The sequence below is a fragment of the Microbulbifer maximicatervae (SeqCode) genome (assembly GCF_052467325.1).
Genome location: NZ_CP174310.1, coordinates 1,996,800 through 2,022,297, shown reverse-complemented (window position 1 = coordinate 2,022,297; position 25,498 = coordinate 1,996,800). Strand labels below are relative to the sequence as shown.

Sequence of the window (25,498 nt, the reverse complement as noted above, 5' to 3'; positions counted from 1 at the left end):
ACATATGAATTTTTCAGGGAAGAGGGTTTGGGTTACCGGTGCCGGTAGGGGAATTGGAGCGACCATAGCGGATTTATTTTGTAAAAATGGTGCTGCTGTATTTGGTTTCGATATTAAATTTCCAGAGGCTGAGTATGGATATGAGACTGTCCCTTTGGATCTTTCAAATTCAGATCAGATTACTCAGGTTTGTAAGGGGTTACTTACTGATAACCTGGGCCCGGATATTCTAGTTAATGCAGCGGGTATTCTACGGATTGGAGGTATATCCGAACTGACACTTTCCGATTGGCATGATTGCTTATCAGTAAATGTGACAGGCCCCTTTAGTTTGATAAAAGAGCTGGCGCTCCATTTCAAAAATCAGGGTAAAGGGGCTATTGTAAATGTAGCCTCTAATGCAGCCCATGTTCCAAGACTGGGAATGACGGCATACTGCGCATCAAAATCTGCCCTGGTTGGACTGAGCCATTGCGTAGCTCTTGAGCTAGCAGAATATGGCGTCCGTTGTAATTTAGTTTCGCCAGGATCTACAGATACTGAGATGCTGCGTGAACTGTGGGGAAGTGAAGGCAGTGAGGCTGCTACTGTTGCCGGTAATCCAGAAGGATATAAGCTGGGTATCCCCTTAAAAAAGATCGCGAGTACTTCTGATATAGCAAATACTGTTATGTTTCTAGCCTCGGATATGGCTGCGCATATCACCATGCAAGATATTGTTGTTGATGGTGGGGCAACTTTAGGAAGCTAAATAGCCTTTTATTGTTTTTTCCTCCAGGTTCTGATATTTGGGGCTTGGGGGGAACAAGTTTGACATTCAACGCCAAAAAGCAGCTTTATCTAATCAGGTTCACCCCACTTCTATTTCCTTTGCTCTGGTATATTTTTATCAGAAAGGCGTCTTTTTTTACTCCTTTTCTGTCTTTATTTGATTGAAAGCAATACTGTATCCTGCCAAATCTACCCCTTGAGTGAGTCATTTTACCTGATACCCGACAGTTGCCAGTAACCAATAGGTGTAAGAAGTGTAGTCGGTACAAGTATGCCAATTCAAAAGTGATGTTTTATATGAAGCTTAGACATTAGCTGTTGCGACTGTCTTCTAGTGTTGTCTCCTCCGTCTTTCGCTTTAACCTTTTATGGTTTTGCTTTTTGTTGAAGTTTGATAGGGTGCGCGCGAAAAAATTGTATCCTTGGGGAGGGATGTTGTGAGATTTATTAATATACCGGTCATTGTTGCATGCAGTTTATTTCTAAGTGCATGTGGGGGTGGTTCATCCGATGGGGGGGCAGATGATACTGTTGCCACACCAGCATTTTCAGAAGCGGCGATCCCCTATCTATATTTTGATTCCGCAAAAGTTTTCACTTTTGAATGGTCAGATATTGATGGTGCTACTTATTATCAGCTTCTTGAGAACAAGGATGGCCAGTCTGGCTATGAGGTGGTTAGTGACCCAATTTCTGTAGGCTCTGAAGTTGTGGAAATCAAGGTGCCTGTATTTGAGCGACTGAACGCTCGTTATATATTGCAAACCTGTGATGATATAGCCTGCCTGGATTCAAGAGAAATATCGATTGATGAAGAAGTGTTCGAAAGTATTGGTTATTTTAAGTCTGGTAATACTGATGCCGGCGATCAGTTTGGTTGGTCTGTTGCGGTTAGTGATGATGGCTCTGTCATAGCTGTTGGTGCTACAGGTGAAGATAGTAATGAGCTAAGTGAATTCAATAATGCAGCTAGCGGATCGGGAGCTGTATATATTTTTGACTATGGTGAGGATGGGTGGGTTTACCGAGATGTTTTAAAAGCTTCAGTAGTGGAAAGTGGAGCTGCATTTGGATCTGCAGTTAGTATCAGTGGTGACGGGAATACTTTGGCTGTAGGTGCTTATAAAGAAAATGGTGAGGATGACAATTTTTCAGCTGGAGCAGTTCATATATTTACTCGTGAGAATTTGGAGTGGACTCACAGCGCTAAACTAAGAGCAGATAATCATGGCTACTATGATTTTTTTGGGCGGGCGTTGAGTCTAAGTGGTAATGGAACAACCTTGGCAGTAGCAGCCCCATCTGAAGATAGCAGTGTTACTGGTATCAGTGCCGGCTTTGATAATGATTATGCTCTCGATTCCGGTGCGGTGTATATATTCCAGTACTCCGGGGTTGAGTGGAATCAGGAAGCCTTCTTGAAGGCAAGTGATAGCAATGCAGGTATGGACTTTGGCTCATCCGTGAGCTTGAGTGATGATGGTTCCATTTTGGCAGTTGGCGCTATTGGTGGAAACGGAGCCAAAGGAGCTGCTTATATATTTTCCAATAGTGACGGTTGGGTTCAGGAGCAGTTACTTACTGCAGGTAATGCAAATATAGGGGATCGCTTTGGTTGGGATGTAAGCTTTAGTGGCGATGGTACCCTACTTGCGGTGAGCGCAACGCTCCAGGCAGGAGCCTCACAAGATCCCGATGACCTTAGCGGCTATAACAATGGTGCTGTCTATTTGTTTTCCCACGATGGAGATGCTTGGTTTCAGGATGAATATCTGAAAGCGAGTAACACTGATGAAGGTGATGTCTTTGGTTCGGCTATTAGTCTTAATACTGATGGCTCACTACTTGCGGTAGGGTCTCAGGAGAGCAGCGCTGGCAAAGGCTTCGATGCTGATGCCAGTGATAATTCGGCAGCGAATGCAGGTGCTGCTTATCTCTACAAGAAAATGGATGGACAATGGGTTGAGAGCGCTTACCTGAAAGCGAAAAATACTGATGCGGGAGATTACTTTGGGACTTCAATTGCTATAAGTGGTGATGGAAACACATTGGTAGTTGGTGCTTCTGAGGAGCAGGGTTCAGGAGCTGATCAGGACATAAATGATGCAGATGCTGCGGGTGCTGTCTATATTTATTAATTAAATCTCTCTTTTATTTTTTTTTACCTGAAGGGGCTTCAATCCGAAAAGGCTATAATTTGGGTTGGAGTTCCTGTAAGCGGTTTGCGGAAGTGATTTTCTAGCTTTTTTACTCCCAGTGCTGCAAAGAAAGGCAGCAGTGTTCGACTTTCTATCTCTCTTTCGGAGTTTACGCAGGGTTATTTGAGCTTGTTAATCTTTACTGAGAGCCCAGCGTACGGTGGTTTTGGTAATATGGTGCCAACAGAGTACACTAAATACTAAACATCCAGAAATTACCTCGAACCCTTAACATCGCGGACATCCATAAAGGCCCCCATAATGTCTGCTTTTTCTTTAATTGATACAAGGGCGTAATGAGAAAATTAACAATTATCCTTTGCATTTATTAAGGTAAAAACCAAGAGGAGTTAAGGTAGCTAAGGAGGGAATAATCAGTAGGGTGCTATAGAAAGGTAGCGCCGGCAATCGCGGGTGCCGTACCCCCGGTGTTACTGAGCTGTTTGCAGGCTTTTAGTACGGTCTCTGCTGATCCAACTAAGCCTTTTAAAGTGGTTTTCAAAGTTGTGACTGAGATAAAGCCAATGTTTTGGTGGTATGTATACTCAGTCGTTTGCGTATGGGGGTGTTCCCAGAAATGGAGCTGGGCTTTCTGGGATCTAAATGTCGACCACTCTAGTTTACTGGCTCTAAATAGTGAGCCAGCCTAAAGGGTAGCCTTTTCGGCATATTTAGTCGCTCATTGCCTACAAGAAGCAGTAGGTCTTTGGGTTGCTCACCTAAGATTACTGTATGAATACGCCGCTGAATCGAGGTGTGATCAGAACTTTCTGATATTTTTGCTATCTTGGCTCGGGTGGGATTAAGGTCGACATAGGCCATGCAGGCAGCGAGAGCTCTCTCATCCAGCAAGGCCTGGGATTTAAGCGTCCTATCCAAAAGCGGCCTGTGCAGTTATCTTCCGCATTGGCCTGGCGGACGACAGATTCATTTAAGCAGCGCATAAACCAGCTGATATCGATCAATCGCTCTCTCCAGGGAGCGATAAGTTCCTTGAGCTTTTTCATCTCATCATGATTAAGGGTGTACTCCTGAGTATAGCATTGCGCCAGGTTGGGAGTATTAAAAAGCTCTCACAAGATGAATGACTTCAGTGTCGAACCAAGTTTTGCCTGTATTTGAGTCAATATAGAGCACAATGTGGTAGTTATTACTCATTACTGCAAAGGCTGTGATATCAAGGGAAAATATGCCAGCCCGTTTTACATTCTGCCTCAATCCAGTGGTGCTGCTGCTCATAGTCTCCCCTGATTGAGTATCTTTCCTACAAAGAAATACTCTGCGTACACAGCGAGAGACACAGTGATAGTAAGGCGTTGTATTAAGAGAGGCTTGTGAGCACCCGGGTATGGTTATTGAATCAAAATGAAACTGTTTTTATATACAGTATATTGTCGTGATTCCTTTGTTGTGTCAACGTATGTTACGTTTAATTCTTTTTCTTTGCTGGGTGTCTGGCAAGAAACCCAGAAAGAAGCAGCAAATTTGTTCTGTTAGAAGGTTGCTCTTTTACTTGGATTCGATGTTAACTCTCCTGCACTCAATGTGGCTAACAGATCTTTCATTTGAATATTGCTAACTGTGATCAAGTTACCAAATTTATAGATGTTGGTTGAAGTGATTAAGTTTGCGGGGGTGGCCTTGTTAGTATGATAGAGCTATAGTGCGGCGATTTGGTCTGAATGCTTGCCCATTTGAGACTTTGGCCTTGTATCGCCCTTTTAGGATTTCAGGTTGTTATTTGATGAGGGATTAAGTGGGGATTGGATCTTAAGGAATAGTTTCGTAGTTATCGTATTTTTCTATTTTAATTAACCAATAGGTAAACCACCGCCTCAGGCGGTGAGACTAGACAAGGCTCTGCCGTTCCGGCGTGCAGAGTAAAAATATGGCCTCCATGAACCGGCAAGTTCTTTAAGGAGGCCATATGCGAGACTAGCAGTGCCAGGCTCATGTGAAACATTATTGCAGCTACCATGTGGTATTTGTGCCCAAGTATCGAAAGAAAGCGTTATTTGGGGCATTGAGACGTGAGATTGGAGCAATATTCCGAGACTTATGTCGTCAGAAAGGCATTGAGTTGGTCGAGGGGTACGCAATGAGGGATCACATTCATATGTTGTTAATGAATCCTCCAAGGTTAAGTGTTTCCAATACGGTTGGGTTTCTGAAAGGGAAATCTGCGATCCAGATATTTCGGAAGTACAAGCATGTTCAGAGAAATTTCATAGGAAGACATTTTTGGGCTCGGGGTTACTGCGTGAGTACAGTAGGTCTTGATGAGCAGATAGTTCGAGAGTACATCAAGAATCAAGAGGTTGAAGAACGCCGGCAAGAGCAGATGCAACTGGCGGGGTTGTAAATAGCCCCCTCTGGGGGCTTTCACCATACCACCCGCTATGCGGGTGGTTGCTGATTGTGCCGCTGGCCCCTGCACAGTCGAAATTACGGTATGTGATTGTTTTGATTCTGATGGAGGCAGTGAAAATTACTGCAAGATGCAGTCACCTAGTTTACAGCCTATGGCAAGCCAAGATCCAAACTGTATTTGCCGGAAAGAAAAAAGGCTGATTCGTGGACTTTAAAAATGAAATTTTCCCTGTGAAATATTGGTAATGCTCAAATATATGAGGGAGGTCTCGTGGTAACAGTATTTGAATCTAGAGATTTTTTAGAGGCAAAAGTACTCTCTAACTATTTAGAAAACAAAGGCTTTGGAGCTCGAGTTGAAGGCGAATTTTTGCAAGGTGGAGTTGGCGAGTTTCCTGTGTCTGGTTTGGTGCGTGTTGTTGTTCCAGAATCAGAATGTGCTGAAGCGGTAAAGATTGTAAAAGAGTGGGAAGCTAAAGATATTGGTGAGCCAACAAGTGTAAAGGCTAAAAAAGGCGGCATGGGGCTTAAAGGCTCGTTGCTCTTCATGACTGGACTCTTAGTCGGTTTCGCTATACATGAAGTCGTTTACTTGGCTCAGCCAGAAGAAAAAGGTGGTGTCGATTACAATAAGGATGGCGTTTACGACGAAGCTTATTTTTTTAAGGGTGAGAATATTGTCCGTGCTGAACTTGACCGAAATTTTGATGGAGAGGTAGATGTCCTCCAATATTTTGATCGGCGAGGAAGGTTTGATCGATCGTGGGACGATCTTGATTTTGATGGACGGTTCGAAACTGAAGGCAGATATAAAAACAATCAATACTTGTCGCATAAAGTGGACGCTGATGGTGATGGGGTTTTTGAGGAGCGCGGCTATTACCAGTATGGTGTTCGTGAAAAGGTACGCTTTCTCAAAGATGGAAAAATTTATAAGGAAATAAGTTACGTCATAGACAAGGCAGCATCGTTTAAGCTGGATGAAAATTTGGATGGGAAGTTCGATAAAGAGTGCTACCTAGATATCTTCGAAGATGTTGAGAAGTGTGAAGCCCTTTAATGTTTACTGAAACCCCAGCTGCGGGCTGGGGTTTTGAATTGTCATTCCTGGAATACTTATACCTAGGTTGCTTGTGAGTTTGTAGGTATATGGGATAGGGTGAGGGATACTTTTCGGAATGTAATTGATAATTTCAATGGCCTATAGAGAGCTAATGCAGCTCTCTAAAGATGCAAAATACCAAACTGCCGTAAAAGCTCCAGGTAAACCAGGAATTCAACAAAGTTTTGATTGATTAATTCTGGATACTCATAGATTGAAGGGAGGTGTTAGTTATGTGACGAGCATTGATTCTGGGGGGCTTCATCTCTGATTTAGAGATAAGGGGCGTGAAATACTGGAGATTTTTGTTCAGGCTTTGGATATCTTTGTTTCTGGGCAAAAAAATCGGAAATAGTAGTATTATGTGTTTGAAGTAGGGCTAGATTAGCAGGGGGTAGCTGAGAGGAAGCGCCGGCAGTAGCCTATGCCTTGTACCCAGCGTTTTAGAGTTTTCCACAAGCTCGTCGTGTTGCTTCTACTGATCCCACCATTCTTTTAAACCGACTTTCAAAATTGCGGTTGAGATATAGCCAGTGCCGGAGTGAGATGCTTATCCGCTCTAGGTTAAGGGGCGTATTTTTGGCAGTACAACCTCGTTTCCTCCTTTCCAAGTGTCGATTACTCCAGTCCACTAGCTTCAAATAGTTATCCAGCAGAAGTGATAGCCCTTTCGGCATTTTCAAACGCTCGCCGCCGATGACAAATGGGAGTGGATCTTTAGCCTGCTCACCTGAGACTACCGCGTGAATGTGCTGTTTAATCGAATTGTAATCAGTCATCACAGGTATTGCCTTTGCGATTGGTGTCAACTTAAAAATAACTAGGTAGGAACACTAATATGGTGTGATGACTTGCTGCACGGTAACTTTACACCTCACTTCCTATTTGTCCTTACAATTGATTCGCGTTCTTCCTGTCTTTAAAAAAGGGACGCGGCTACCTGCATAAAATATGATGAGCTATTTAAACCATCGGTAATTTTCTTCTTTCCTCTGTTTCTCCTCCAGTCAGCAACATGATAAAGGACTTTATTCTTCAATCTTTTCGGAAAAACACAGAGGGAATTACAATCTAAACAGCAGCAGTTGGTTGTTGTCTGAGATTCTCTAAGCCAGAAATATAAAAAATATAGGCACGAAAATGATCTTATTGGAATTTATTAAGTTTGTTTTAATGTCAAAGCTGCGTAAAATCGATAGATATTTCTAGTATTTTGACCGTAATTGAGTGAACTGATTAAAGCGGCTTTACAGGCTTGAAAGCCTAGAGAGAGTTGAGAATTTTCTAAAAGCCCCATTCCCTTAAAGGAGAACGGTAGCGTGACATAAGAGTAAGTAAAAGGCGCTGACCCAAGGTGCTACCAACACCCGGGGCCAGCTAACCAAGTTGATAATCTGACTATCAAAAGTCGAGTAGACCAAAGGAACTTCCCCTTCGACCTCTCACAGAACCGTACGTGAACCTCTCAATTCATACGGCTCTTCGTATTCAGCACATTTTCAATCTTCCCATTCTCCAGTGTGCAAACAAGCCGCGCATTTGTTGACGAACTTTTCCAATAAAGGCCCAACTTTTGAAACAGCTTCGCTTCAGATGCTTAAACTTCTTCCTGGCCCAACGCATCAGCGTTTGGTCAAGATACTTCTGAAGTCGATAAACACCATATCTCCGCCCAAAGTGACCATAGTAGTTCAGCCAACCCTGTATTGCGGGATTAAGTACTTTTGCCATTTCAGATAGTGATCGATCCACCCAGTTTATTACTCGCCATTGCCTGACCTTATCCTTAATCCTCTTGAAGGCCTTAGGGCTCATTGAAGGACTAAATGCGGTGAAGATCTGTCCTTGGCGATTCCTTGCTTTTCTGGGACCAAATCGAAAGCCCAGAAAGTCAAAGTGGATCACTGGGTGGGAGTCTTTACGATTACTGTTCTTGCAATAGACCTTGCGCGTTTTCTCTGGATGAGCCTCAAGCCCGCAGGTAGTCAAGCGTGCTTTTAGAGCCGCCAGTAAGCGATCCGCCTCTCGAGGATTACGACAATGGTAAACAGCATCATCCGCGTAACGCTCAAAAGGAATATCTCTGTGCGTTCTCACCATCCAGGCGTCCAGCGCGTAGTGCAAAAACAAGTTTGCCAGTAGAGGGCTGATTACACCCCCTTGTGGAGTACCTTGTGTTCGCTCTTCAAGCTGTCCGTCCCGATGTTGTACTGGAGCCGTTAACCAGCGCTGTACATAGAGTCTGACCCACTGATGATTATTATGTTTATCTAATGCCTTCAGCAGGAGTTCGTGATTAATATTGTCAAAGAAACCCTTGATATCTAAATCAACTACCCAGATTCTATCCCAGCATCGTTGTCGAGCTCGGCGCACTGCGTCTATAGCAGATTTGCCTGGCCGATAGCCGTAGGAGTCAGGGTGAAATACCTTCTCCAATTCTGGCTCCAGCAGTTGCTTAGCCACCATTTGCGCAATGCGATCTTCGATTGTGGGGATACCCAGTGGTCGCAGGCTGCCATCGAGTTTCGGAATATCCACTCGTTTGACGGCTGATGGAAAATAGCTGCCAGATGACATCCGATTCCATAGCTTGTACAGGTTTTTGGCGAGATTCGATTCATATTGCTCTATCGTTATCTCATCAATCCCCGCTCCGCCGCCATTGGCCTTGATCTGCTTCCACGCTTCCCAAACCGCTCGCTTGGGAATATTGAATGGCTTTGCGCTAATCGTTAATTCCTCCCCATCTGGGTTGATTACACGGTTAGTCGCCGAATACGACAACCCCTTCGCTCCACGTCCATTACAGCCGCTTCTCCACTACTACGGGTTGTTCCGCCCCTGTGACCAGTCTTGGTACTCAACGTCTTGCAGGGCCTCTACTTGACGCTCTTCCTTAACACCTGGACGACAGGTTCTCCTGTTCCACCCAAAAGCCTGTTGTGTGTTCACGCCACCTCTATGCCGGATGCCACTCGGTCGGTAAACAGGTAACCTCCAAGCTTATCCCCGCACTTAGCCAGTGCACGGGTTTTGACATCATCTTGGTAATACGCTTTCGACACCTCATCAGTGGTTCATTTGCATTCGTCTCTACACAACATACCTGACGTATCTCGTACGCCTTTTCCTCAAGCGCTTCTAACCAAAGCTCTTTACTCCGATCACCTTGAGGGGGTTTGTTATCACTTCCTGCAAAGCGATAACGGAGGGCCGACCTCCATCTCCTGGATAGCACGTATTTTTTTTTTTATTTATAAAAAAAAAAATACTCAGGACGCACTGGCTATATGGATAATACGCTAGAAACCCACTCGTCTTCAATAAAGTGGAGTACATTCAGTAGTTTGGGACCGATTCCCAGGCTCTGGAAGTCTAGCGCCCGCCTTTTCCTCTTCTGTGCCTACCGCCCTCGCGCACCACCCCACATTTCCTCCAAACGTTGAATCACAAGTTCCCCCATCCCGGAAGTGCCCAAACTTTGATTATTGAAGGAAATGAGAATGTTGATTTTAAAGCGACGGACAGGTGAGTATCTAAGAATTGGATCAAATGTCTCAGTCACAGTGCTGGAGGTAAAAGGTAATCAAGTTAAGATAGGTATAAGCGCACCCAAGTCACTGCCTATCCACCGTGAAGAAGTCTATGTGAGGATCAAAAAGAAACAGAAATTGGAGGCTTGAATATGTCGTAAGGAGACAATTCCGGGGGGCAGGCGATTAAGAAGCTAGACTCCAAACATAAAGTTTTAGCCTTTGGCAGGCAGGCGATATACGCACTCTGGTTCGAGTGTCTCTTTGCTGCCAAAAGGCTCTTTTGAATATCAAAGCTAGTTAGGTGGCGAAAGGGCTAATTGTTTTCTGTCAGGTGAGCTTTAGAATTCTCCATCTCTTTTGTATTATAAGTTGAGCTTGCAATCCTTGCTAAAAAGCCGGTTTTTATTCATGCCCCTTTGAAGATATCTTCCACCTTATATCCGTACAGTGATATTTCCGAGCTTCTTTTGCAATTGCACTTAATAGGGCTTGGGTAATCTCTTCTTTTCGGTTTGTATCGCAATCCCCGATATATAGCTCACTGATAATAGCCCAGGCCGCCGAGCTTTCATTTTCTGGAATAATATTAAAGCTGATATACCCCTCAAGAATGTGGTCTTGTTCCACAACCAGCACTTGATGCTCTTTCCTCTGAAACAACTTATTTTGCAATTCAATTTGGGTAATATGGAAAGAGTCAGTTGAATTATTATGCCTGGCTAAGCAGCGCATCATATTGTAAAGATAGAAACAGTCAGTGGGGTGGGCATGGCGAACAAACATATTGGTACCATTTAATCAATATTTCTTTGAGTCGGTGTTTGATAGCTTGACACACCCTTATGCCAAGCTATGCCATCCTGGAAGAGGCTAACAATAGGAATTAAATTGATTTGGCTGTTTCTTGGATGAGGGTAAACCCTTCATCTAACCATCCGGTGATGCCGCCGATCATTTTCTTGACCGGCCTGTTAAGTGTGGCCAGCCTGATAGCTGCTTTTTCTGTCGCATTACAGTGAGGGCCTGCACAATAGACAACAAATAATGTATCTGAAGGGTATTCGCTCAGCCTGTCTTTATTGATACGGCTGTATGGTAAGGATTCGGCTGTTTGTATATGTCCATTTTTATAAGCCTCTTCACCTCGCACATCTAAAAATACGAAATCCTTACGATTTTGGCTGATTGCGTGGTGTACATCCCAGCAGTCTGTTTCAAAAGATAGGAGGTTTTGGAAGTGGTTTAGCGCATCTTGGCTGCTGGCAGCGGGCACTCTACTTACGGCTGAACTCATAAATTACTCCCGGTGATTTCTCGGTGGTTCGTCAGGTTTCCAAGTGGCGATAGTGTCCCTTTTTGGTTGCTCCCGGGCGATCTACCTCTGAGCCAGATAGCATTAATTTTGCGCCAATTCAGCGTGCAAACTTGTGGGTCGGTTTTGGCTAGTGGGATTCGGCTTTACTTATTTGAGGATGATGGTGATTTACCGATTAAATAATGCTTCAAAGGTTGAAGGTTTTTTTCCCAGCATTGCTTTCAATAACTGCTCAACTGGGTATGCTGGGTTGGATTTATTCGTTAACCTAATTTATGGGGGTTAGGAGTACCTATGTCGACGTTGGCACAAAAGCCTAATAAGAGCCAGAAAGTGGCTGTTCTCGCTCACCGGCAGGTCTCACTCTTCGAGCTCGGTTGCGCTACCGAACTCTTTTGCCTACCCCGCCCTGAACTTAGCGAGCTCTATACGGGTGAAATTGTGACTTTCGCTGAGGAAAATCCTCTTGCGACCGGCGGTCTGGCTCTGGCTTGTCGGCGGGTAGAGAGTTTGATGGATTATGATCTGCTGGTGATTCCCTGTTGGTCGACTAATGCACAACCACAAGATGTTTATTTGGAGCGTGTACATAGGGCGGTGGCTGAGTTTGCCGCTGCCGGCCGCCAGATTCTTACTTTTTGCTCCGGTGCTTTTCTGCCTGCGGAGTTGGGACTATTTGATGGTCGGCAGGCGACCACTCATTGGTTGTTTGCAGAGCGTTTTCGTGAGCGCTTCTCTGCGGTGGAGTATGTGGGAGATGTTCTCTACGTGTGGGAGGACGCACTGGCGTGTGCTGCGGGCAGTAGTGCGGCCATCGATCTGGGCATTGAGTTTTTACGGCGCAATCACGGTTATGAATTAGCCAATTCGGTGGCTCGTCGGTTGGTGATGGCACCCCATAGGCAGGGCGGCCAGGCCCAATATGTGGAGATGCCCGTTGCCAAACGGCCGGATCACTTCTCCGCTGCGCTGGATTGGGCGATTGGCAATTTGGATGGCGCTATCAAAATTGATGATATGGCGCAGCGCGCTCATTTATCCCGCCGCAGTTTTGACCGAAAGTTTCGCCAGTCGATGGGAATTGCTCCCAAGGAGTGGCTGATTCAGCAGCGCTTGCGGGCGGCGCAGAAGGCGCTGGAGTCCGGTAAGGAGTCTGTAGACAGAGCAGCCCAACTGGCTGGCTTTGAGAGTAGTGCGACCTTGCGCCACCATTTCCGTCGGGCGTTTGGGATTTCACCCAGTGAATATCAGCGCCAATTCCAGGTTTCCGCCAAAGTGGCGCTTGAGGCTTAACGTTGGCCGCGTGTTGGTACGGCTATGGGGAGTCGGTACCTTTGGTTGATACACCCCCGGGCACTAAAGGGGTATGATTCGGTCTCTATTGCCTGATGACAGTACAGACTACGAAGGAATTATGACGAAACAGCGCGTATTAACCGGTATTACAACAACCGGTACTCCACACCTGGGGAACTATGTGGGTGCAATCCGTCCGGCGATCGCCGCGAGTCAGGATGAAAACAACCAATCGTTCTACTTTCTGGCCGATTACCACGCACTGATTAAGTGCCAGGACCCGGCACAGGTCCATCAGTCCACCCTGGAGATCGCTGCAACCTGGCTGGCCTTGGGCCTGAATACCGACAATGTGGTGTTCTACCGTCAATCCGACGTCCATGAGATTCCTGAATTAACCTGGCTGCTCACCTGCATGACAGGCAAGGGCCTGATGAACCGTGCCCACGCTTATAAAGCAGCGGTAGATGCCAACCGCGCCGATGGCGAAGATTCCGATTTTGGCGTCACCATGGGGCTGTATAGCTACCCGATCCTGATGGCTGCCGACATCCTGATGTTCAACGCCAATAAGGTGCCGGTGGGTAAAGACCAGGTACAGCATATCGAAATGGCCCGGGATATTGCCCAGCGCTTCAACCACCACTACGGTGAGCACTTCGCTCTACCAGAAGCGGTAGTTGACGACCACGTAGCTGTGTTGCAAGGCCTGGATGGCCGCAAAATGAGTAAGAGTTACGGCAACACTATTCCGCTGTTCCTTCCTGAGAAGAAGCTGAAAAAGCACATTAATAAGATCAAAACTAACCTGCTGGAGCCGGGTGAGCCAAAAGATCCGGATACTTCCACTGTATTCCAGGTTTGGCAGGCATTTGCCAGCGAAGAACAGACAGCAGAAATGCGCAAAGCTTTTGAAGAGGGCATTGCCTGGGGTGAGGCCAAGAAGCAGTTGTTTGAGCTGGTGAACGGCCAGATCGGTGAAGCTCGCGAGCGCTACAATGAGCTGCTGGCTAACCCGGACCAAATTGAAACGGAGCTGGAGAAGGGGGCTATTAAAGCTCGCGCTTACTCTGCGCCCTTTATCGAGAAGTTGCGTCACGCGGTTGGTATTCGCAAGATAGGTTAGAGCTTTTCCTGAAAAAGCAGGAGGCCATGGAGTATCGGCCTCCTTTTTAATAAAAAATAATAAATGTACAGGGTGCAAACATGGAAAACGTTCAGGCAAATCCTGATGCCGGCAATAGTGCCGATAATAAAAATGGCTGGATTAATCGAGCGCTCAATTTTATTGAGGTTGTCGGTAATAAATTACCCGATCCCGCTGTTCTGTTTTTGATCTTGATGGTGGGAATCTGGGTGCTCTCCTGGCTTCTCTCCGGTGTTAACTTCGAAGCCTTACACCCCGCTACCGGCGAGGCGATACAGGTAACCAACCTGCTTTCCAGTAGTGAAATGGCTCGCTTCCTATCTGGTATGGTAACTACCTTTACCAGTTTTGCGCCCCTGGGGGTGGTGTTGGTAGCCATGCTGGGGGTCGGTGTGGCTGAGCAGAGTGGCTTTATCAATGCGGTATTGAAAAAGCTGCTGGCGGTAACGCCGCAGATGCTGCTGACACCTATGTTGATTTTGGTGGCCATCGTCAGCCATACAGCCGTAGATGCAGGTTATGTATTGGTAATTCCTCTCGGAGGGGTGATCTTCTATGCGGCAGGGCGCCATCCTTTAGCGGGTATCGCTGCGGCATTTGCCGGAGTTTCAGGCGGCTTCTCTGCCAACTTTGTTCCCTCAGCGATTGATCCCTTACTGCAAGGCTTTACCCAGACAGCGGCACAAATCGCCAACCCGGAAATGCAGGTAAACCCCCTTAACAACTGGTTCTTCACTTCGGCATCCTGCCTGCTGGTGACTCTGTTGGGATGGTGGTTGACGGATAAGGTCATCGAGCCCCGCCTCAAGAATGTAGAGGTGGATGGCGATGAAGCGGATATGCCAGTAATGCAGGAGCTGGGCGCCCGCGAGAAAAAAGCCATGTACCTGGCGGTAACTGTGATGGTGGCGGGTATCGTGGGGCTTGTGGCCTGGATGCTGCCGGAAACCTCAGTCTTGCGCGATGCAGAAGGGCAATTAGCCTCCTTCACAGCGCCGATTATGAAGTCGATTGTGCCGCTGATCTTCCTGCTGTTTGTGATTCCCGGTGTGGTGTTTGGCTATGCGGCCGGTACCTTCCGCCAGAGTAAGGATGTTATTGATGCGATGTCCAAAACCATGGGCTCCATGGCTTATTACATCGTGATGGCTTTTTTCTGTGCGTTGTTTATCTCTGAGTTTGCCCGCTCCGGTTTGGGTACGCTGCTTTCGGTAGAGGGAGGGAGCTTGCTCGCGGCGATGGAGCTGCCGGGCCCGATTACCCTGATGGGCATTATTGTACTGGTAGCCTTTATCAACTTATTTGTGGGATCTGCCTCTGCCAAGTGGGCGCTGCTGTCCCCCATCTTTGTGCCTATGTTGATGCAGATCGGTTTCTCCCCTGATCTCACCCAGGCCGCTTACCGGGTAGGTGATTCCTCCACTAATATTATTACCCCGCTGATGCCTTACTTCCCCTTGGTGGTTGTGTACTGCCAGCGCTACGTGAAGGGAACGGGTATTGGAACACTTGTATCCATTATGTTGCCGTATTCCATTGTGTTCCTGATTTGCTGGTCGCTGTTCCTGGTGGCTTACTGGACACTGGGGATGCCTTTGGGAGTGCAGGCTAGTTATACCTACCCTTGAGTGGCTGGAGCACCCCTAGGCGAATTGGTCGAATAAAATAAAATACTAAACTGGATGGCGGCTGCTGAGCGGTCATCCAGCTATCTTCTTGTGTTCAAGCCGAATCTAAACCTCCTGAGCCCCATTCTAGGCCTGAATTAACTGGTAAAAACGTGCAATTTAGCTGCTGTGAGATTGTCTTTCTCTGCTGGTATTTTTGTCATTAACTGCCGCGAGGACATTTTTAGTAAAAAAATGTTCCAATAATGTTGTAGATGATAACGATTCCTATTAGGATTCGCGACCAGTTATTAAGGTCACACCTAAAACGTGATCTATCTAAATTCAGTTGGCATTGAGAGATCTCTATGAGTACCGCTCGAACGAAAAGTATGCAAAAAGCTTCTCCTGTAATTTCTGGAATCAGCCGTTCCTTGTTGGCACTGGCTATTGCTGCGGGCGGTTCTTCTGTAGCGTTTGCTGCGGATAACACAGATGATCGTATTGAAGAGGTAAATGTAACCGGTGAGTTGAACCTGTCTCGCCAAACCTCTATCGGTAAGCTGGATATTCCGGTTGATGAGACTCCGTATTCGATCACTTTGCGTGATAAGGACTTCTTTGATACGACTGGTTCCAAGTCCATACAAGATGTTTTGCAATACTCTGCTGGCGTTAACGGTGGCTTGTTTGGCGTAGACGCTCGCGGAGATTGGTCCACTATTCGCGCTGTTGAACCAGTGCTGTTTGTTGATGGCCTCCAGTCTATTTTTGGCAGCTATACGAGCTCCAGGGCGAACCTGTACTCATTTGAACGTGTCGAAATCCTGAAGGGCCCTTCATCTGTACTTTACGGGCAGAGTTCTACAGGCGGTATTGTCAACTTAGTTTCCAAGCGCCCCAAAGAGGAATTTGGGGGTGAAGTAATGGTTCAGGCTGGTGATTACGACCGCATGGTAGTCGCGGGAGATGTTACTGGCTCTATCGACGGGTCTGGAGAGTGGCTCTACCGCGTGGTTGGTTACAATCGAGAGGCTGACGCTCAGGTTGACCACGTTGAAGATAACAGCACTTTATTGATGCCTTCCATTTCTTGGCGCCCTAGTGCTGATACTGAAATCACCTTTATGGCGAGCTATCAGGACGATGAATCTGGCACTACCGCAGCATTTTTGCCTTGGGGTGGCACCATTGTTGAAAACGTTAATGGTCAAATTCCTACTGACACTTTCCTGAGCGAGCCAGGTTGGGATAAGTACGATACAGAGCAGACTGGTTACAGTTTATGGTTAGATCACAGATTTAGCGATAACTGGGGAGTTAACGCAGGTCTTCGATACTCAGAAGGCACAGTGGACTACAACACCATGTACGCTGATTTCACAGCTGCGCTTCGTTTGCAAAGAGATATAAGCGAAGTATCGCGTACCGTTTATATGAAGGACGCCACCAGTGATTTCCTTATTTTTGACTTGAGACTTTCCGGGGAGATTTCTACTGGCCCGCTGGAACATCAGATTTCTTTCGGTTTGGACAGTCAGGATGCTCAAATTGATGAGAGTACTCTGAGAGAGAGAAGTTACGGCGGCACTATCAATATTTTTGATCCTGTCTATGGGTATGTACCTACGGGCCTAGAGGATCTGGCCAGAACTGAAACTATTACCGATTCTGAGCAGGTTGGATTTTATTTCCAAGATCAAATTTCATTCGGTAACTTTATTGTCAATACAGGAATTCGCAAAGATAACACCCGTAGTCAAGCGGACAGCAATGACCCTGATGCGGATGAAAGACCTCACAACGAGGATGCATTTACCAAGCGCTTTGGTCTGATGTACGCATTTGATAATGGCCTTTCACCTTATGTTAGTTACTCTGAGTCATTTGAGCCGGTAGTGTCTGACCCAGATGGCTTGGGACGTGAGTTTAAAGCTGTAGAGGGTGATCAGGTTGAAGCTGGTATTAAATTCCAGCCTGAAGGAACCAATATCCTGGTGACGGCGTCTCTTTATGAGATCAAGCAAAAGAATCGTCTGACTTATGGCGATTATGGGCTGTTCGAGCAAGTTGGTGAGGTTGAAATTGATGGTTTCGAGCTCGAGGCCAGTGGTAAGTTGGGCGATCTCACCCTCATTGCAAACTATAGCCAAATAGATACTGAGATTACTGAGAGCAGCAGTTCATTTGAGCTCGGTACTGAACTCGAAGGCGTGCCTGGAGAGCAGTTTTCTATTTGGGGAGACTATGACCTGGGCAACTGGATTCCGGGGCTTACTTTCGGTGTTGGGGCGCGTTACGTCGGAGATAGCTACACAGGTATAGATAAAGTACAGGCTCAATATACTGCGCTATATCCGGAATATGCTGCTTATTACGCGTCTGAGTTTGCATATTTCCCGACAGAGAACCCTTCGTATACTTTGTATGATGCAAGTATCGGGTACACCCTTGAAAGCTGGAAATTCCAACTCAATGCGAAAAACCTGACTGATGAAGAGCATACAACTGTGTGTCTGAGCCGAGGTGACTGCTTCTACGGTGAGCGTCGCTACGTAACTGCGGAAGCACGCTACACCTTCTAAGTTAGTGTAGGCAGGGAGTTTGTCCGCAGGGGGAGTCTGTGGGCAGGCTCCCTTTTTTACGTTTTAGCAATCAGACGGGAATTGAATCCCGCTGTGATGGTAATACCAATGTCTTTTTATATGATTGCCGGTGCCTCCAGTGCTTTTGCTTTAGCTGGTATTTTGCTCCTTTATTCCGCCTGGAGCCGTAGTGGGGCAGAGCCAGTACGCAGGTGGGGTGGTTGGGCTGCCATGGTGTTATCGGCCATTGGCTGGAGCTCAATTGTTGGAGTGGAATTCGGAATTAGTATTGCCACTCTGATTGTGATGCTGGGGGCCTTTGCTCTGCTGGCTCTAAAGGCAGACTGGCCCAAGGGTTCCAGGCCGATTGAAAAACAGCGCTCGGGGACACCCGAATCTCAAGCCCTGCTTCTATTGTGGTTGCGGGGCTTCATGCGTTTTATGGCAGCCTTTCTGTTGCCCACTGCTAGTGGCCTAATCGCCGGTCTGCTTTTCTTCGGTTTTACCGGGTTTTCTGAAGCTGCCCGATTAGTTGGTGGTGCCTTCATGTCAGTGACCATTTGGACCCTGGCGATGATTTGGTGCTGCGCTGATAAAAAACTATTACGCCCTTCGGCTGCCCTGTTGGCGTTCTCAGCGGTTAGCGGTTTGTTATTGGCATTTTCGCTTCCGGCTTCGGCAGCATAAATCAACGGACTTGAGCAGGAATTTAACGTGAAACTTTCCTTTAAACCGACCCCTGGCTTTGTCCGTAATATGACTGATGGGCATTCAGTTCTCGGTCTGGCGATATCCACCCTTTTATATATTGTTTGTGTCAGCGGAACACTGGCGGTTTTCTACAATGAGTTCGAACGCTGGGAGCAGGCCTCAGAGTTGGAAAACCTTAATGTTGAAGCCTCTGTGTACCGGACTGCGACAGAGAATGCTATCGCGCTGGCCAAGCAAGAAAAGGAAGATCTCGAGTCAATCAAATTCACCATCCCCAATCAGGATATGCCTAGATTGGTGGTTGAAGTTGGTGATATGGAGCGGTATGTCGCTGAAGATGGCTCCCTGCTTGGTAAAGTTGAACACGAATGGACCCACTTCCTAGCCTATTTGCATTTTGCGCTCAACCTCCCGGTTGGCTATGGAGTTATACTGGTTGGCCTAATCGGTGTGGTGATGTCAGCATTGATTGTCTCCGGTTTGTTGGCCCATCCAAAAATCATTAAAGATGCTTTTTCTTTTCGCCTTGCGGGCTCTAAGCGCTTGCAGCAAGTGGATTTACATAATCGGTTGGGTGTTTGGGCTTCACCTTTCCATCTTGCTATCGCTATTACGGGTGCTTTTATTGGGTTGTCCCAGGTAGCTGCTTTTGCAATTGCCGGCGTATTCTTTGATGGAGATACGGAAAAGGTCGAGCATATGCTCTATGCGGACCATCCAGTGATGGAGGAAAATGCTCCTGAAGTCGATTATCCAGACTACGCTGCGATCTTGGCAACGATGGATCGCATCGCACCGGAGGAGGAGCGCACCCGTATTGAGGTAGCATTCCCAGGGCGTGAGGGTCAGGTTGTTGAGGTGTGGACTCGGGTTCCTGAGCGGTTAGTCTGGGGTGAGCGATATCACTTTAATCCCGACGGCAGCCTGATTCAAAAAGAGGGCTGGTCTGAGGGCGATGGGGCCAAGCAGGTTTATCTTTCTACTTACCGCTTACACTTTGGCCACTTTTCAGGCTTTCCGGTGAAAATCGCCTACTTTCTGTTAGGGGTGGGAATGTGCCTGCTGGTGGTATCCGGTATTAATATCTGGTTCGTACGCAAGCGCCAACGTGGTAATCCTGCTGTGCGCCTTGAGCGAGTCTGGACTGCCCAGGTATGGGGTATACCATTTGCTATAGCGCTGAGTGCGGTTACCTACCTTGCCTTTAAGCTCAATGCGGCACAGGTATTCTGGTTGGTGACTTTGCTGCTAAGTGTTGTGGCGGCGTTTGTAGGGACTGTGGCTAAGTGGTCCATGTTTCTGCGGATTGCAACCATTCTCGCTTGTGTTGGAGCTGTAGCGGTGCATGTTGCGCAATTTGGTGGGGACTCCTTTGTGCGGGCGTCCCTGGTAGCTAATGCTGTTTGGCTGCTAATTGCTGCAGGCATTGCAGCTTCATGCTTTTACAGCAAGGCTCGCCAGAGAGGGAGTGAGCCTGTGCCTGCCAGTGCCAGTCCTCTGGGTAGCAATTAATTTCCTGGGCTGCAGTAACCCTGCAGCCCCCTGGCGCCCCCTCAGTTATGTGCGGGGCGAAGCATCTCGATATGCGGGATACCATCCTCCTGATATGGCTCAGACACCTGCTCAAAGCCAAACTCTCCATAAAATCTATCCAAATGTTGTTGAGCTGAAATGCGAATACCAGTGTTGGGGTATTCTTCGCATGTGTGCATTACGGCTCGGCGAATCAGCTCCTTGCCCAGGCCTGTTCCGCGACTGGCTTCTGCGGTTAACACTCTTCCTATCGAAGGTTCCCGGTATTTAAGGCCTGGGAAAACAACTCTCAGGTAGGCCATAACCTGCGGGTTATTTTCGTCTCCCTCCCAGCAGATCAGGTGCCAGGAGTGTTGGTCTTTGCCATCGGCATCCTGATAGGGGCAATCTTGTTCTACCGTAAAAACTTCCTGCCTTACTCGCAAAACTTCGTAAAGTTGACTGAGCGTAAGCTCTTTAAAGCTGCACCATTGCCACTGCATAAAGGTGAATTCCAAATTATTGTCACTAATTTTGTATTGTGATTGGAGTTAAAAGGTATAGATTATTTATAAGATCGATTAATTTTAATTGGATGCCTGATTGCCGGCTCTATGAAAGAATCCATGCTTAAGGTAATGGATAACTTGCGAGATGACTTTTTTATCTTTCATCATAAACACATGGGTCACTGGCATTTGCAGATGATCATTCATGCCATCCAGTTTTGTGCTGGATACGGAGACTTTACCATCATCGGTTTCTGGGATAAGGCGGGATAGAATCAGGTTGATGCTGCGAGTACCGGCAATAATACCTACATCAAAATCTGCACTACCGAGCTTGTTGGGGACGCTCATCTCGCCGGTACCCAACTGCAGCCCAGCATCGCCAAACATAAACTTGAAACCGGGGAATGTTCCCAGTTTATCAACTACTTCGCTGCCTTTATTGGGTGGGCCCAACATGACAACGCGATTCAGGTTTTTGATTTCAGCTGAATGTAGATATTGCCTTACCAGAATGCCGCCCATGGAGTGAGTGACAAAATTGATTTCTTCCGCGTTACCGCACTCCTCGACAGCAGGCGCTATGGTCATGCTGGCCAAGGTTTCAATGGAGTGCTTGGTCGAAGGGTAATCAATATTGACCGTTTGGAAACCTTCGGCATCTATGGCCTTTGCCAGTTTCTCCATTGAGCTATCTGATTTGGCTAGTCCATGCAATAAAATCACACAAGCGGAGTGAGCACTTGCTGATAGCAGCGTAAATGCGGCGGCAATTATAAAAGTGAACTTTTTCATCGGTTTGAACTTCCTGTCGACTTCTCGTGCCTATTCGTGTGGCGTTGTTGTCGGAGCAATTAATTTGGATTGGGTTGAAGTTGGCAGTGTTGGCGGAGAATGTCCGCTGCCCGCTCCGGTTTATCGGGGGTGATCACGATAGTTTGTGTAGCCAGACGCAGTACGACAGATTTTTGCTGATCGGTAGCAAATGCACGATAGCGCCCCAATTTTTGGTTTTGAAACAGGCCTATATAGCCAAATAAGCCGGAGTTGCCAAAGATGCGGACTGATCCTTGCATGGCGGTTGAGTCGGGGAATGCTTCAGATAGCCCCTCCAAGGAGATGGTGGTTTTCCAGCCCGGGCGCAATATCAAGAGGTTGCCATTTTTGATGGCGTAACCACGGATGGCAAAGAAGGCGCTGAGAGCCAGTATTGCAGGCGGAAGTGCTATGGCAATGCTATAGAGGGTAGATGGAGCAGCTGGTGCTCTCGATGCCAGAAAGAGCGGCAGTCCCAGTAGGAGTAATGTGCATATGGCACTGATAATTTGGAGCTGGCGGCTCCACGGCGCTTTAAACGCAATTGTTGGCATACTTGGTTTAACTCAACGGATTACCTGAATGCCTCAATCATAGTGCTATTGGAATCTGCTTGGCAAAGGTAGAGATGGTTTGGTTTTAACGGTTGCTCGCTATGGAAGACTGTATTTTGATTAACGAGAATTCCCAGTCAGCCCTTGTGGTCGAAGGGGGTGCTATGCGGGGGATTTTCGCTGCAGGCGTATTGGATGCATTTTTGGAGGCGGGCTATCGGCCATTTGATTTTGCGATCGGTGTATCCGCAGGCTCCACCAACTTGATTGGTTATCTGGCGGGAAACCATGGGCGAAGTCGGCAAATACTAATGGACCATGCCCGGCGGGCGGACTTCATTGACTGGCGCCGCTATCTCCGAGGCGGTCATTTTTGTGATATTGGCTGGTTGTGGCATGCGTCATATCAGGATATTCCGCTCAGTGTCGATAGTTATGTTGAGAATGGAATACCGCTTTATGCCGTGACTACCAGTATCAACACGGGGGAGGCTAGATACCTGAAAGTAACTCCGGAAAACATGCACCAGGTTTTCCCGGCTTCTTGTGCCATTCCGGTTGCTTACCGGGGGTTTCCTGAAGTGGATGGGGAGCCTATGACCGATGGTGGCCTGGCTGATTCGATACCGATTATTCAGGCCTATCAGCAGGGGGCCAGAAATATAACCGTTATTCTTTCGCGCCCTCTGGGGTATCGGAAAATTAAGGGGCCTGCTCCAAAGTTTATCAAACAGTTTTTCCGTGATCATGCCCGGCTATTTGAGGCCGTGCTGGAGAGGGGGGAGAAATATAATCGGGCTCTGGAGTTTATCGAGGTGCCTCCAGAGGGGTGCCAGGTTTCGGTTATTGCGCCTCCAGACAATTTCCCGGTTAAGCGTTTTACCCAGGAAGCAGAGTTGCTCGAGGAAGGTTATGAGAGCGGCAGGACCCGGGGTTGGGAATTTCTTCGTGAGCTTCCCGGTCAGCGGGACTCTTTACCGTCAATTGAATAGTAGTGCCGGTATGAATGGGTTGATTGAGCTTAATCAGAATGTGAATGGTGAGGTAATCGACTGGTGGAAATACGTTTGCTCGGAGTGACAGATGCGCCCGCCATATCTGCATTTTATCTATCTAATGAAGAGCACCTGAAGCGCTGGGAGCCCATACGTGAGCCTGGTTTTCACAGTTCCGGGTCCTGGATTCGACGCATCAGCTCTGGAGGAATTTTAAAGTTTGCTGCATTAGAGTCCGGGTGTGATCAGTTACTGGGCGTTTGCTCCTTGACGAATATCATCCGAGGCCCATTTCAGGCCTGTAATATGGGATATGCAGTTGACCAGTCCCACGAGGGGCGGGGCTTAATGGGGAGCTTGTGTCGTCATGTCGTTGATTATGCTTTTGACACCTTAAATTTGAATAGAGTGATGGCCAACTACATGCCTGGTAACGATAGGTCGGCAGCCCTACTGGAGGCGTTGGGCTTCGTTGTCGAGGGTAGGGCGGCAAAATACCTGAAGATCAATGGATGTTGGGAGGATCATATCCTCACGGCGAAGCTAAACCCCAGATCCTTGGATATTTAATGATATTCGTTGAATGAGGCGCCAAATGGCATTTACTTCACTGTGTGTCTATAGGAGTCTTGGGTAGGACTGAGATATTGTTGCTAACCTATTGCGATTTCATGGACGACTTCGAATAACAGTTTTGCGGAAGGAGAAAGGGATGAATGGTAAGTGCCTATGCGGTGGGGTTGAGTTCCAGCTGGAAGAGCCAATTCCAAACCTTTACCAATGCCATTGCTCGCTCTGCCGCAAATTGAGTGGTTCCGCCTCGGATACTGCCATGTTTATTAGCCGGGATCAGTTTCGCTGGGTGCGGGGCTTAGACAGAATCTCTTCATTCCGGACTCCTACGGGCTATCGATCTGACTTTTGCGGTGGATGCGGAAGTACAGTTCCTCACTTAATGAGTAATACAACGCACTTCTGGGTGCCTGCTGGATTGCTGGAGGGGGATATCGATGGGAAGGTCGTGGCCCATCTTTGCACTGAATCCAAAGCATCCTGGGATGAAATTTCTGGTGAAGCGGAGTGCTTTAACGAAATGCCGGAGCTGGAGCGATTGATGCATCTATTGCATGGCGGCGAAGAAGCAGTGGATGGGGAATGGGAGGAGAGCCAGGCGGCTTCAGCTGAAGTTTAAAAAACCAAACTCTTTTCTAATTAGCGCATACAAAAAAGCCCCGCTCTTGCGAGCAGGGCTTTTTTGTATATGGCGGACCGGACGGGACTCGAACCCGCGACCTCCGGCGTGACAGGCCGGCATTCTAACCAACTGAACTACCGGTCCGCATTCCTGCTTCTCTTTGGTTGCTCTTGCCGGGCAAGAGTAAGAGAAGTGGTGGGTGGTACAGGGGTCGAACCTGTGACCTACGGCTTGTAAGGCCGTCGCTCTCCCAACTGAGCTAACCACCCCGTGTCAGGAGCTGCGTATCATAATGATTTTTTTACTTAGGTCAACAACTTAGGGAAGTTTTTCTAAAAAAGTTTGCGTCTGGCTTTAAGTGTGAGAAGTGGGTGTGTATTTGAAGAAATTGCTGCTCGTCTATTGGCAATATTTGGTAATAAAACAGGGTGCTACTTTCATTGCCCCGGTTTTCTATTAGTTTTGTTAGTCGGTCTGCACAGTTTGTGGTGGGGAGTGGGGAGGTGGTTGTGTATTGAAAAGTGGTTTTGAATTTTTCATATACAAAAAAGCCCCGCTCTTGCGAGCAGGGCTTTTTTGTATATGGCGGACCGGACGGGACTCGAACCCGCGACCTCCGGCGTGACAGGCCGGCATTCTAACCAACTGAACTACCGGTCCGCATTCCTGCTTCTCTTTGGTTGCTCTTGCCGGGCAAGAGTAAGAGAAGTGGTGGGTGGTACAGGGGTCGAACCTGTGACCTACGGCTTGTAAGGCCGTCGCTCTCCCAACTGAGCTAACCACCCCGTGTCAGGAGCTGCGTATCTTAATGATATTTTTTTTGCGGTCAACAATTTTGTTGGGAGATTTTTAAAAATTTTTTTAAGAATAAAAAACATCCAAAAATTGTTTAAAAATTAATTAATTAGAGGATTTTTTGAGGGTTCTTTAAGCTGTTTTTATCGATCAAAATCAGCTGCGTAGAAATTCAGAAAATAAAAATTCAGGCTAGAGAAAATTGTTGCAGAAAAATTTTGCCAGCACGGGGCTCGCACTATTTTTTTACGCTGAGATTTGGTTATTTTTTTGTGGCTCTTTCAAATTTCCAGCGTAAGCAACTGAAAATAAAATATGAGAAAAATGAAAAGATATGAGGCACAAACAAAAAAGCCCCGCTCTTGCGAGCAGGGCTTTTTTGTATATGGCGGACCGGACGGGACTCGAACCCGCGACCTCCGGCGTGACAGGCCGGCATTCTAACCAACTGAACTACCGGTCCGCATTCCTGCTTCTCTTG

The 25,498-nt window shown here is 47.2% G+C and carries 22 protein-coding genes and 5 tRNA genes; 14 read left to right on the top strand and 13 right to left on the bottom strand.

Features of this window, described 5'->3' with window-relative positions; translation table 11 throughout:
* Nucleotides 1-4 precede the first annotated feature (4 nt).
* On the top strand, nucleotides 5-751 hold the full coding sequence (gene dhbA, locus ACJJIE_RS09135) for a 2,3-dihydro-2,3-dihydroxybenzoate dehydrogenase (protein ID WP_282933497.1): 747 nt from the start codon (nucleotides 5-7) through the stop codon (nucleotides 749-751).
* A gap of 457 nt (nucleotides 752-1,208) precedes the next feature.
* Complete coding sequence (locus ACJJIE_RS09130; RefSeq protein ID WP_444894371.1) at nucleotides 1,209-2,909, top strand: FG-GAP repeat protein; 1,701 nt, start codon at nucleotides 1,209-1,211, stop codon at nucleotides 2,907-2,909.
* Nucleotides 2,910-4,031: 1,122 nt separating this feature from the next.
* Here the strand turns inward: ACJJIE_RS09130 and ACJJIE_RS09125 are convergent.
* A complete protein-coding gene (locus ACJJIE_RS09125) occupies nucleotides 4,032-4,208 on the bottom strand; it encodes a hypothetical protein (protein WP_444894370.1) in 177 nt (58 codons plus the stop codon).
* 715 nt (nucleotides 4,209-4,923) lie between these two features.
* Between ACJJIE_RS09125 and tnpA the strand changes: the two genes are divergently transcribed.
* Both tnpA and ACJJIE_RS09115 read left to right on the top strand, forming a co-directional pair.
* On the top strand, nucleotides 4,924-5,331 hold the full coding sequence (tnpA, locus tag ACJJIE_RS09120; protein ID WP_444894369.1) for an IS200/IS605 family transposase: 408 nt from the start codon (nucleotides 4,924-4,926) through the stop codon (nucleotides 5,329-5,331).
* A gap of 279 nt (nucleotides 5,332-5,610) precedes the next feature.
* Nucleotides 5,611-6,399 carry a putative signal transducing protein gene (locus ACJJIE_RS09115; RefSeq protein WP_444894368.1) on the top strand — a complete coding sequence of 263 codons (789 nt, stop codon included), beginning with the start codon at nucleotides 5,611-5,613 and terminating at the stop codon, nucleotides 6,397-6,399.
* Between the two features lie 485 nt (nucleotides 6,400-6,884).
* Here the strand turns inward: ACJJIE_RS09115 and ACJJIE_RS09110 are convergent, their stop codons facing one another.
* Together ACJJIE_RS09110 and ltrA are read right to left on the bottom strand one after the other, a co-directional pair.
* Nucleotides 6,885-7,220 carry a hypothetical protein gene (locus ACJJIE_RS09110; protein ID WP_444894367.1) on the bottom strand — a complete coding sequence of 112 codons (336 nt, stop codon included), beginning with the start codon at nucleotides 7,218-7,220 and terminating at the stop codon, nucleotides 6,885-6,887.
* Between the two features lie 709 nt (nucleotides 7,221-7,929).
* Nucleotides 7,930-9,228, bottom strand: coding sequence for a group II intron reverse transcriptase/maturase (ltrA, locus tag ACJJIE_RS09105; RefSeq protein ID WP_282931929.1), 1,299 nt, complete (start codon nucleotides 9,226-9,228; stop codon nucleotides 7,930-7,932).
* Between the two features lie 719 nt (nucleotides 9,229-9,947).
* Here ltrA and csrA point away from each other — a divergent pair.
* Entirely contained in the window at nucleotides 9,948-10,127 is a 180-nt protein-coding gene (gene csrA / locus ACJJIE_RS09100; RefSeq protein WP_444894366.1) for a carbon storage regulator CsrA, read from the top strand.
* A 255-nt stretch (nucleotides 10,128-10,382) separates the two neighbouring features.
* On the opposite strand, the gene ACJJIE_RS09095 is transcribed toward csrA, so the two are convergent.
* Both ACJJIE_RS09095 and ACJJIE_RS09090 read right to left on the bottom strand, forming a co-directional pair.
* The gene (locus ACJJIE_RS09095; RefSeq protein WP_444894365.1) at nucleotides 10,383-10,607 is read right to left on the bottom strand and encodes a hypothetical protein; all 225 of its coding nucleotides are present in this window, start codon (nucleotides 10,605-10,607) and stop codon (nucleotides 10,383-10,385) included.
* A gap of 256 nt (nucleotides 10,608-10,863) precedes the next feature.
* Nucleotides 10,864-11,274: a rhodanese-like domain-containing protein gene (locus ACJJIE_RS09090; protein WP_444894364.1), complete on the bottom strand. Its 411-nt coding sequence runs from the start codon at nucleotides 11,272-11,274 to the stop codon at nucleotides 10,864-10,866.
* Nucleotides 11,275-11,589: 315 nt separating this feature from the next.
* Here ACJJIE_RS09090 and ACJJIE_RS09085 point away from each other — a divergent pair, with 315 nt between their 5' ends.
* From ACJJIE_RS09085 to ACJJIE_RS09060, 6 genes are all read left to right on the top strand, one after another.
* Nucleotides 11,590-12,588: a helix-turn-helix domain-containing protein gene (locus tag ACJJIE_RS09085; RefSeq protein WP_444894363.1), complete on the top strand. Its 999-nt coding sequence runs from the start codon at nucleotides 11,590-11,592 to the stop codon at nucleotides 12,586-12,588.
* Nucleotides 12,589-12,709: 121 nt separating this feature from the next.
* A complete protein-coding gene (locus ACJJIE_RS09080; protein ID WP_282933487.1) occupies nucleotides 12,710-13,717 on the top strand; it encodes a tryptophan--tRNA ligase in 1,008 nt (335 codons plus the stop codon).
* An 80-nt stretch (nucleotides 13,718-13,797) separates the two neighbouring features.
* Complete coding sequence (locus ACJJIE_RS09075) at nucleotides 13,798-15,366, top strand: AbgT family transporter (RefSeq protein WP_444894362.1); 1,569 nt, start codon at nucleotides 13,798-13,800, stop codon at nucleotides 15,364-15,366.
* A 347-nt stretch (nucleotides 15,367-15,713) separates the two neighbouring features.
* On the top strand, nucleotides 15,714-17,930 hold the full coding sequence (locus tag ACJJIE_RS09070) for a TonB-dependent siderophore receptor (RefSeq protein ID WP_444894361.1): 2,217 nt from the start codon (nucleotides 15,714-15,716) through the stop codon (nucleotides 17,928-17,930).
* A gap of 108 nt (nucleotides 17,931-18,038) precedes the next feature.
* Nucleotides 18,039-18,617: a hypothetical protein gene (locus ACJJIE_RS09065; protein WP_444894360.1), complete on the top strand. Its 579-nt coding sequence runs from the start codon at nucleotides 18,039-18,041 to the stop codon at nucleotides 18,615-18,617.
* A 27-nt stretch (nucleotides 18,618-18,644) separates the two neighbouring features.
* Nucleotides 18,645-20,153, top strand: coding sequence for a PepSY-associated TM helix domain-containing protein (locus tag ACJJIE_RS09060; RefSeq protein ID WP_444894359.1), 1,509 nt, complete (start codon nucleotides 18,645-18,647; stop codon nucleotides 20,151-20,153).
* 41 nt (nucleotides 20,154-20,194) lie between these two features.
* Here ACJJIE_RS09060 and ACJJIE_RS09055 read toward each other — a convergent pair whose 3' ends face one another.
* The 3 genes from ACJJIE_RS09055 to ACJJIE_RS09045 form a co-directional block, all read right to left on the bottom strand.
* Nucleotides 20,195-20,656 (bottom strand): GNAT family N-acetyltransferase, encoded by a 462-nt coding sequence (locus tag ACJJIE_RS09055; RefSeq protein ID WP_282933482.1) that lies wholly within the window; start codon nucleotides 20,654-20,656, stop codon nucleotides 20,195-20,197.
* An 84-nt stretch (nucleotides 20,657-20,740) separates the two neighbouring features.
* Nucleotides 20,741-21,457, bottom strand: a complete 717-nt coding sequence (locus ACJJIE_RS09050; protein WP_444894358.1) for an esterase/lipase family protein — start codon at nucleotides 21,455-21,457, stop codon at nucleotides 20,741-20,743.
* A gap of 59 nt (nucleotides 21,458-21,516) precedes the next feature.
* Entirely contained in the window at nucleotides 21,517-22,032 is a 516-nt protein-coding gene (locus tag ACJJIE_RS09045; RefSeq protein WP_282933480.1) for a PH domain-containing protein, read from the bottom strand.
* A gap of 101 nt (nucleotides 22,033-22,133) precedes the next feature.
* On the opposite strand from ACJJIE_RS09045, the gene ACJJIE_RS09040 reads away from it, so the two are divergent.
* The 3 genes from ACJJIE_RS09040 to ACJJIE_RS09030 all read left to right on the top strand — a co-directional run bounded on the left by ACJJIE_RS09040 (nucleotide 22,134) and on the right by ACJJIE_RS09030 (nucleotide 24,219).
* Entirely contained in the window at nucleotides 22,134-23,024 is an 891-nt protein-coding gene (locus tag ACJJIE_RS09040; RefSeq protein WP_444894357.1) for a patatin-like phospholipase family protein, read from the top strand.
* A gap of 63 nt (nucleotides 23,025-23,087) precedes the next feature.
* Nucleotides 23,088-23,597: a GNAT family N-acetyltransferase gene (locus ACJJIE_RS09035; RefSeq protein WP_444894356.1), complete on the top strand. Its 510-nt coding sequence runs from the start codon at nucleotides 23,088-23,090 to the stop codon at nucleotides 23,595-23,597.
* A 142-nt stretch (nucleotides 23,598-23,739) separates the two neighbouring features.
* Nucleotides 23,740-24,219, top strand: a complete 480-nt coding sequence (locus ACJJIE_RS09030) for a GFA family protein (protein ID WP_282933477.1) — start codon at nucleotides 23,740-23,742, stop codon at nucleotides 24,217-24,219.
* 70 nt (nucleotides 24,220-24,289) lie between these two features.
* Here the strand turns inward: ACJJIE_RS09030 and ACJJIE_RS09025 are convergent.
* The 5 genes from ACJJIE_RS09025 to ACJJIE_RS09005 form a co-directional block, all read right to left on the bottom strand.
* Nucleotides 24,290-24,366: transfer RNA gene (locus ACJJIE_RS09025), tRNA-Asp, on the bottom strand.
* Nucleotides 24,367-24,415: 49 nt separating this feature from the next.
* Nucleotides 24,416-24,491 (bottom strand) — tRNA-Val (locus ACJJIE_RS09020).
* Nucleotides 24,492-24,805: 314 nt separating this feature from the next.
* A tRNA-Asp gene (locus ACJJIE_RS09015) sits at nucleotides 24,806-24,882 on the bottom strand.
* A 49-nt stretch (nucleotides 24,883-24,931) separates the two neighbouring features.
* A tRNA-Val gene (locus tag ACJJIE_RS09010) sits at nucleotides 24,932-25,007 on the bottom strand.
* 396 nt (nucleotides 25,008-25,403) lie between these two features.
* A tRNA-Asp gene (locus tag ACJJIE_RS09005) sits at nucleotides 25,404-25,480 on the bottom strand.
* Between the last annotated feature and the right edge of the window lie 18 nt (nucleotides 25,481-25,498).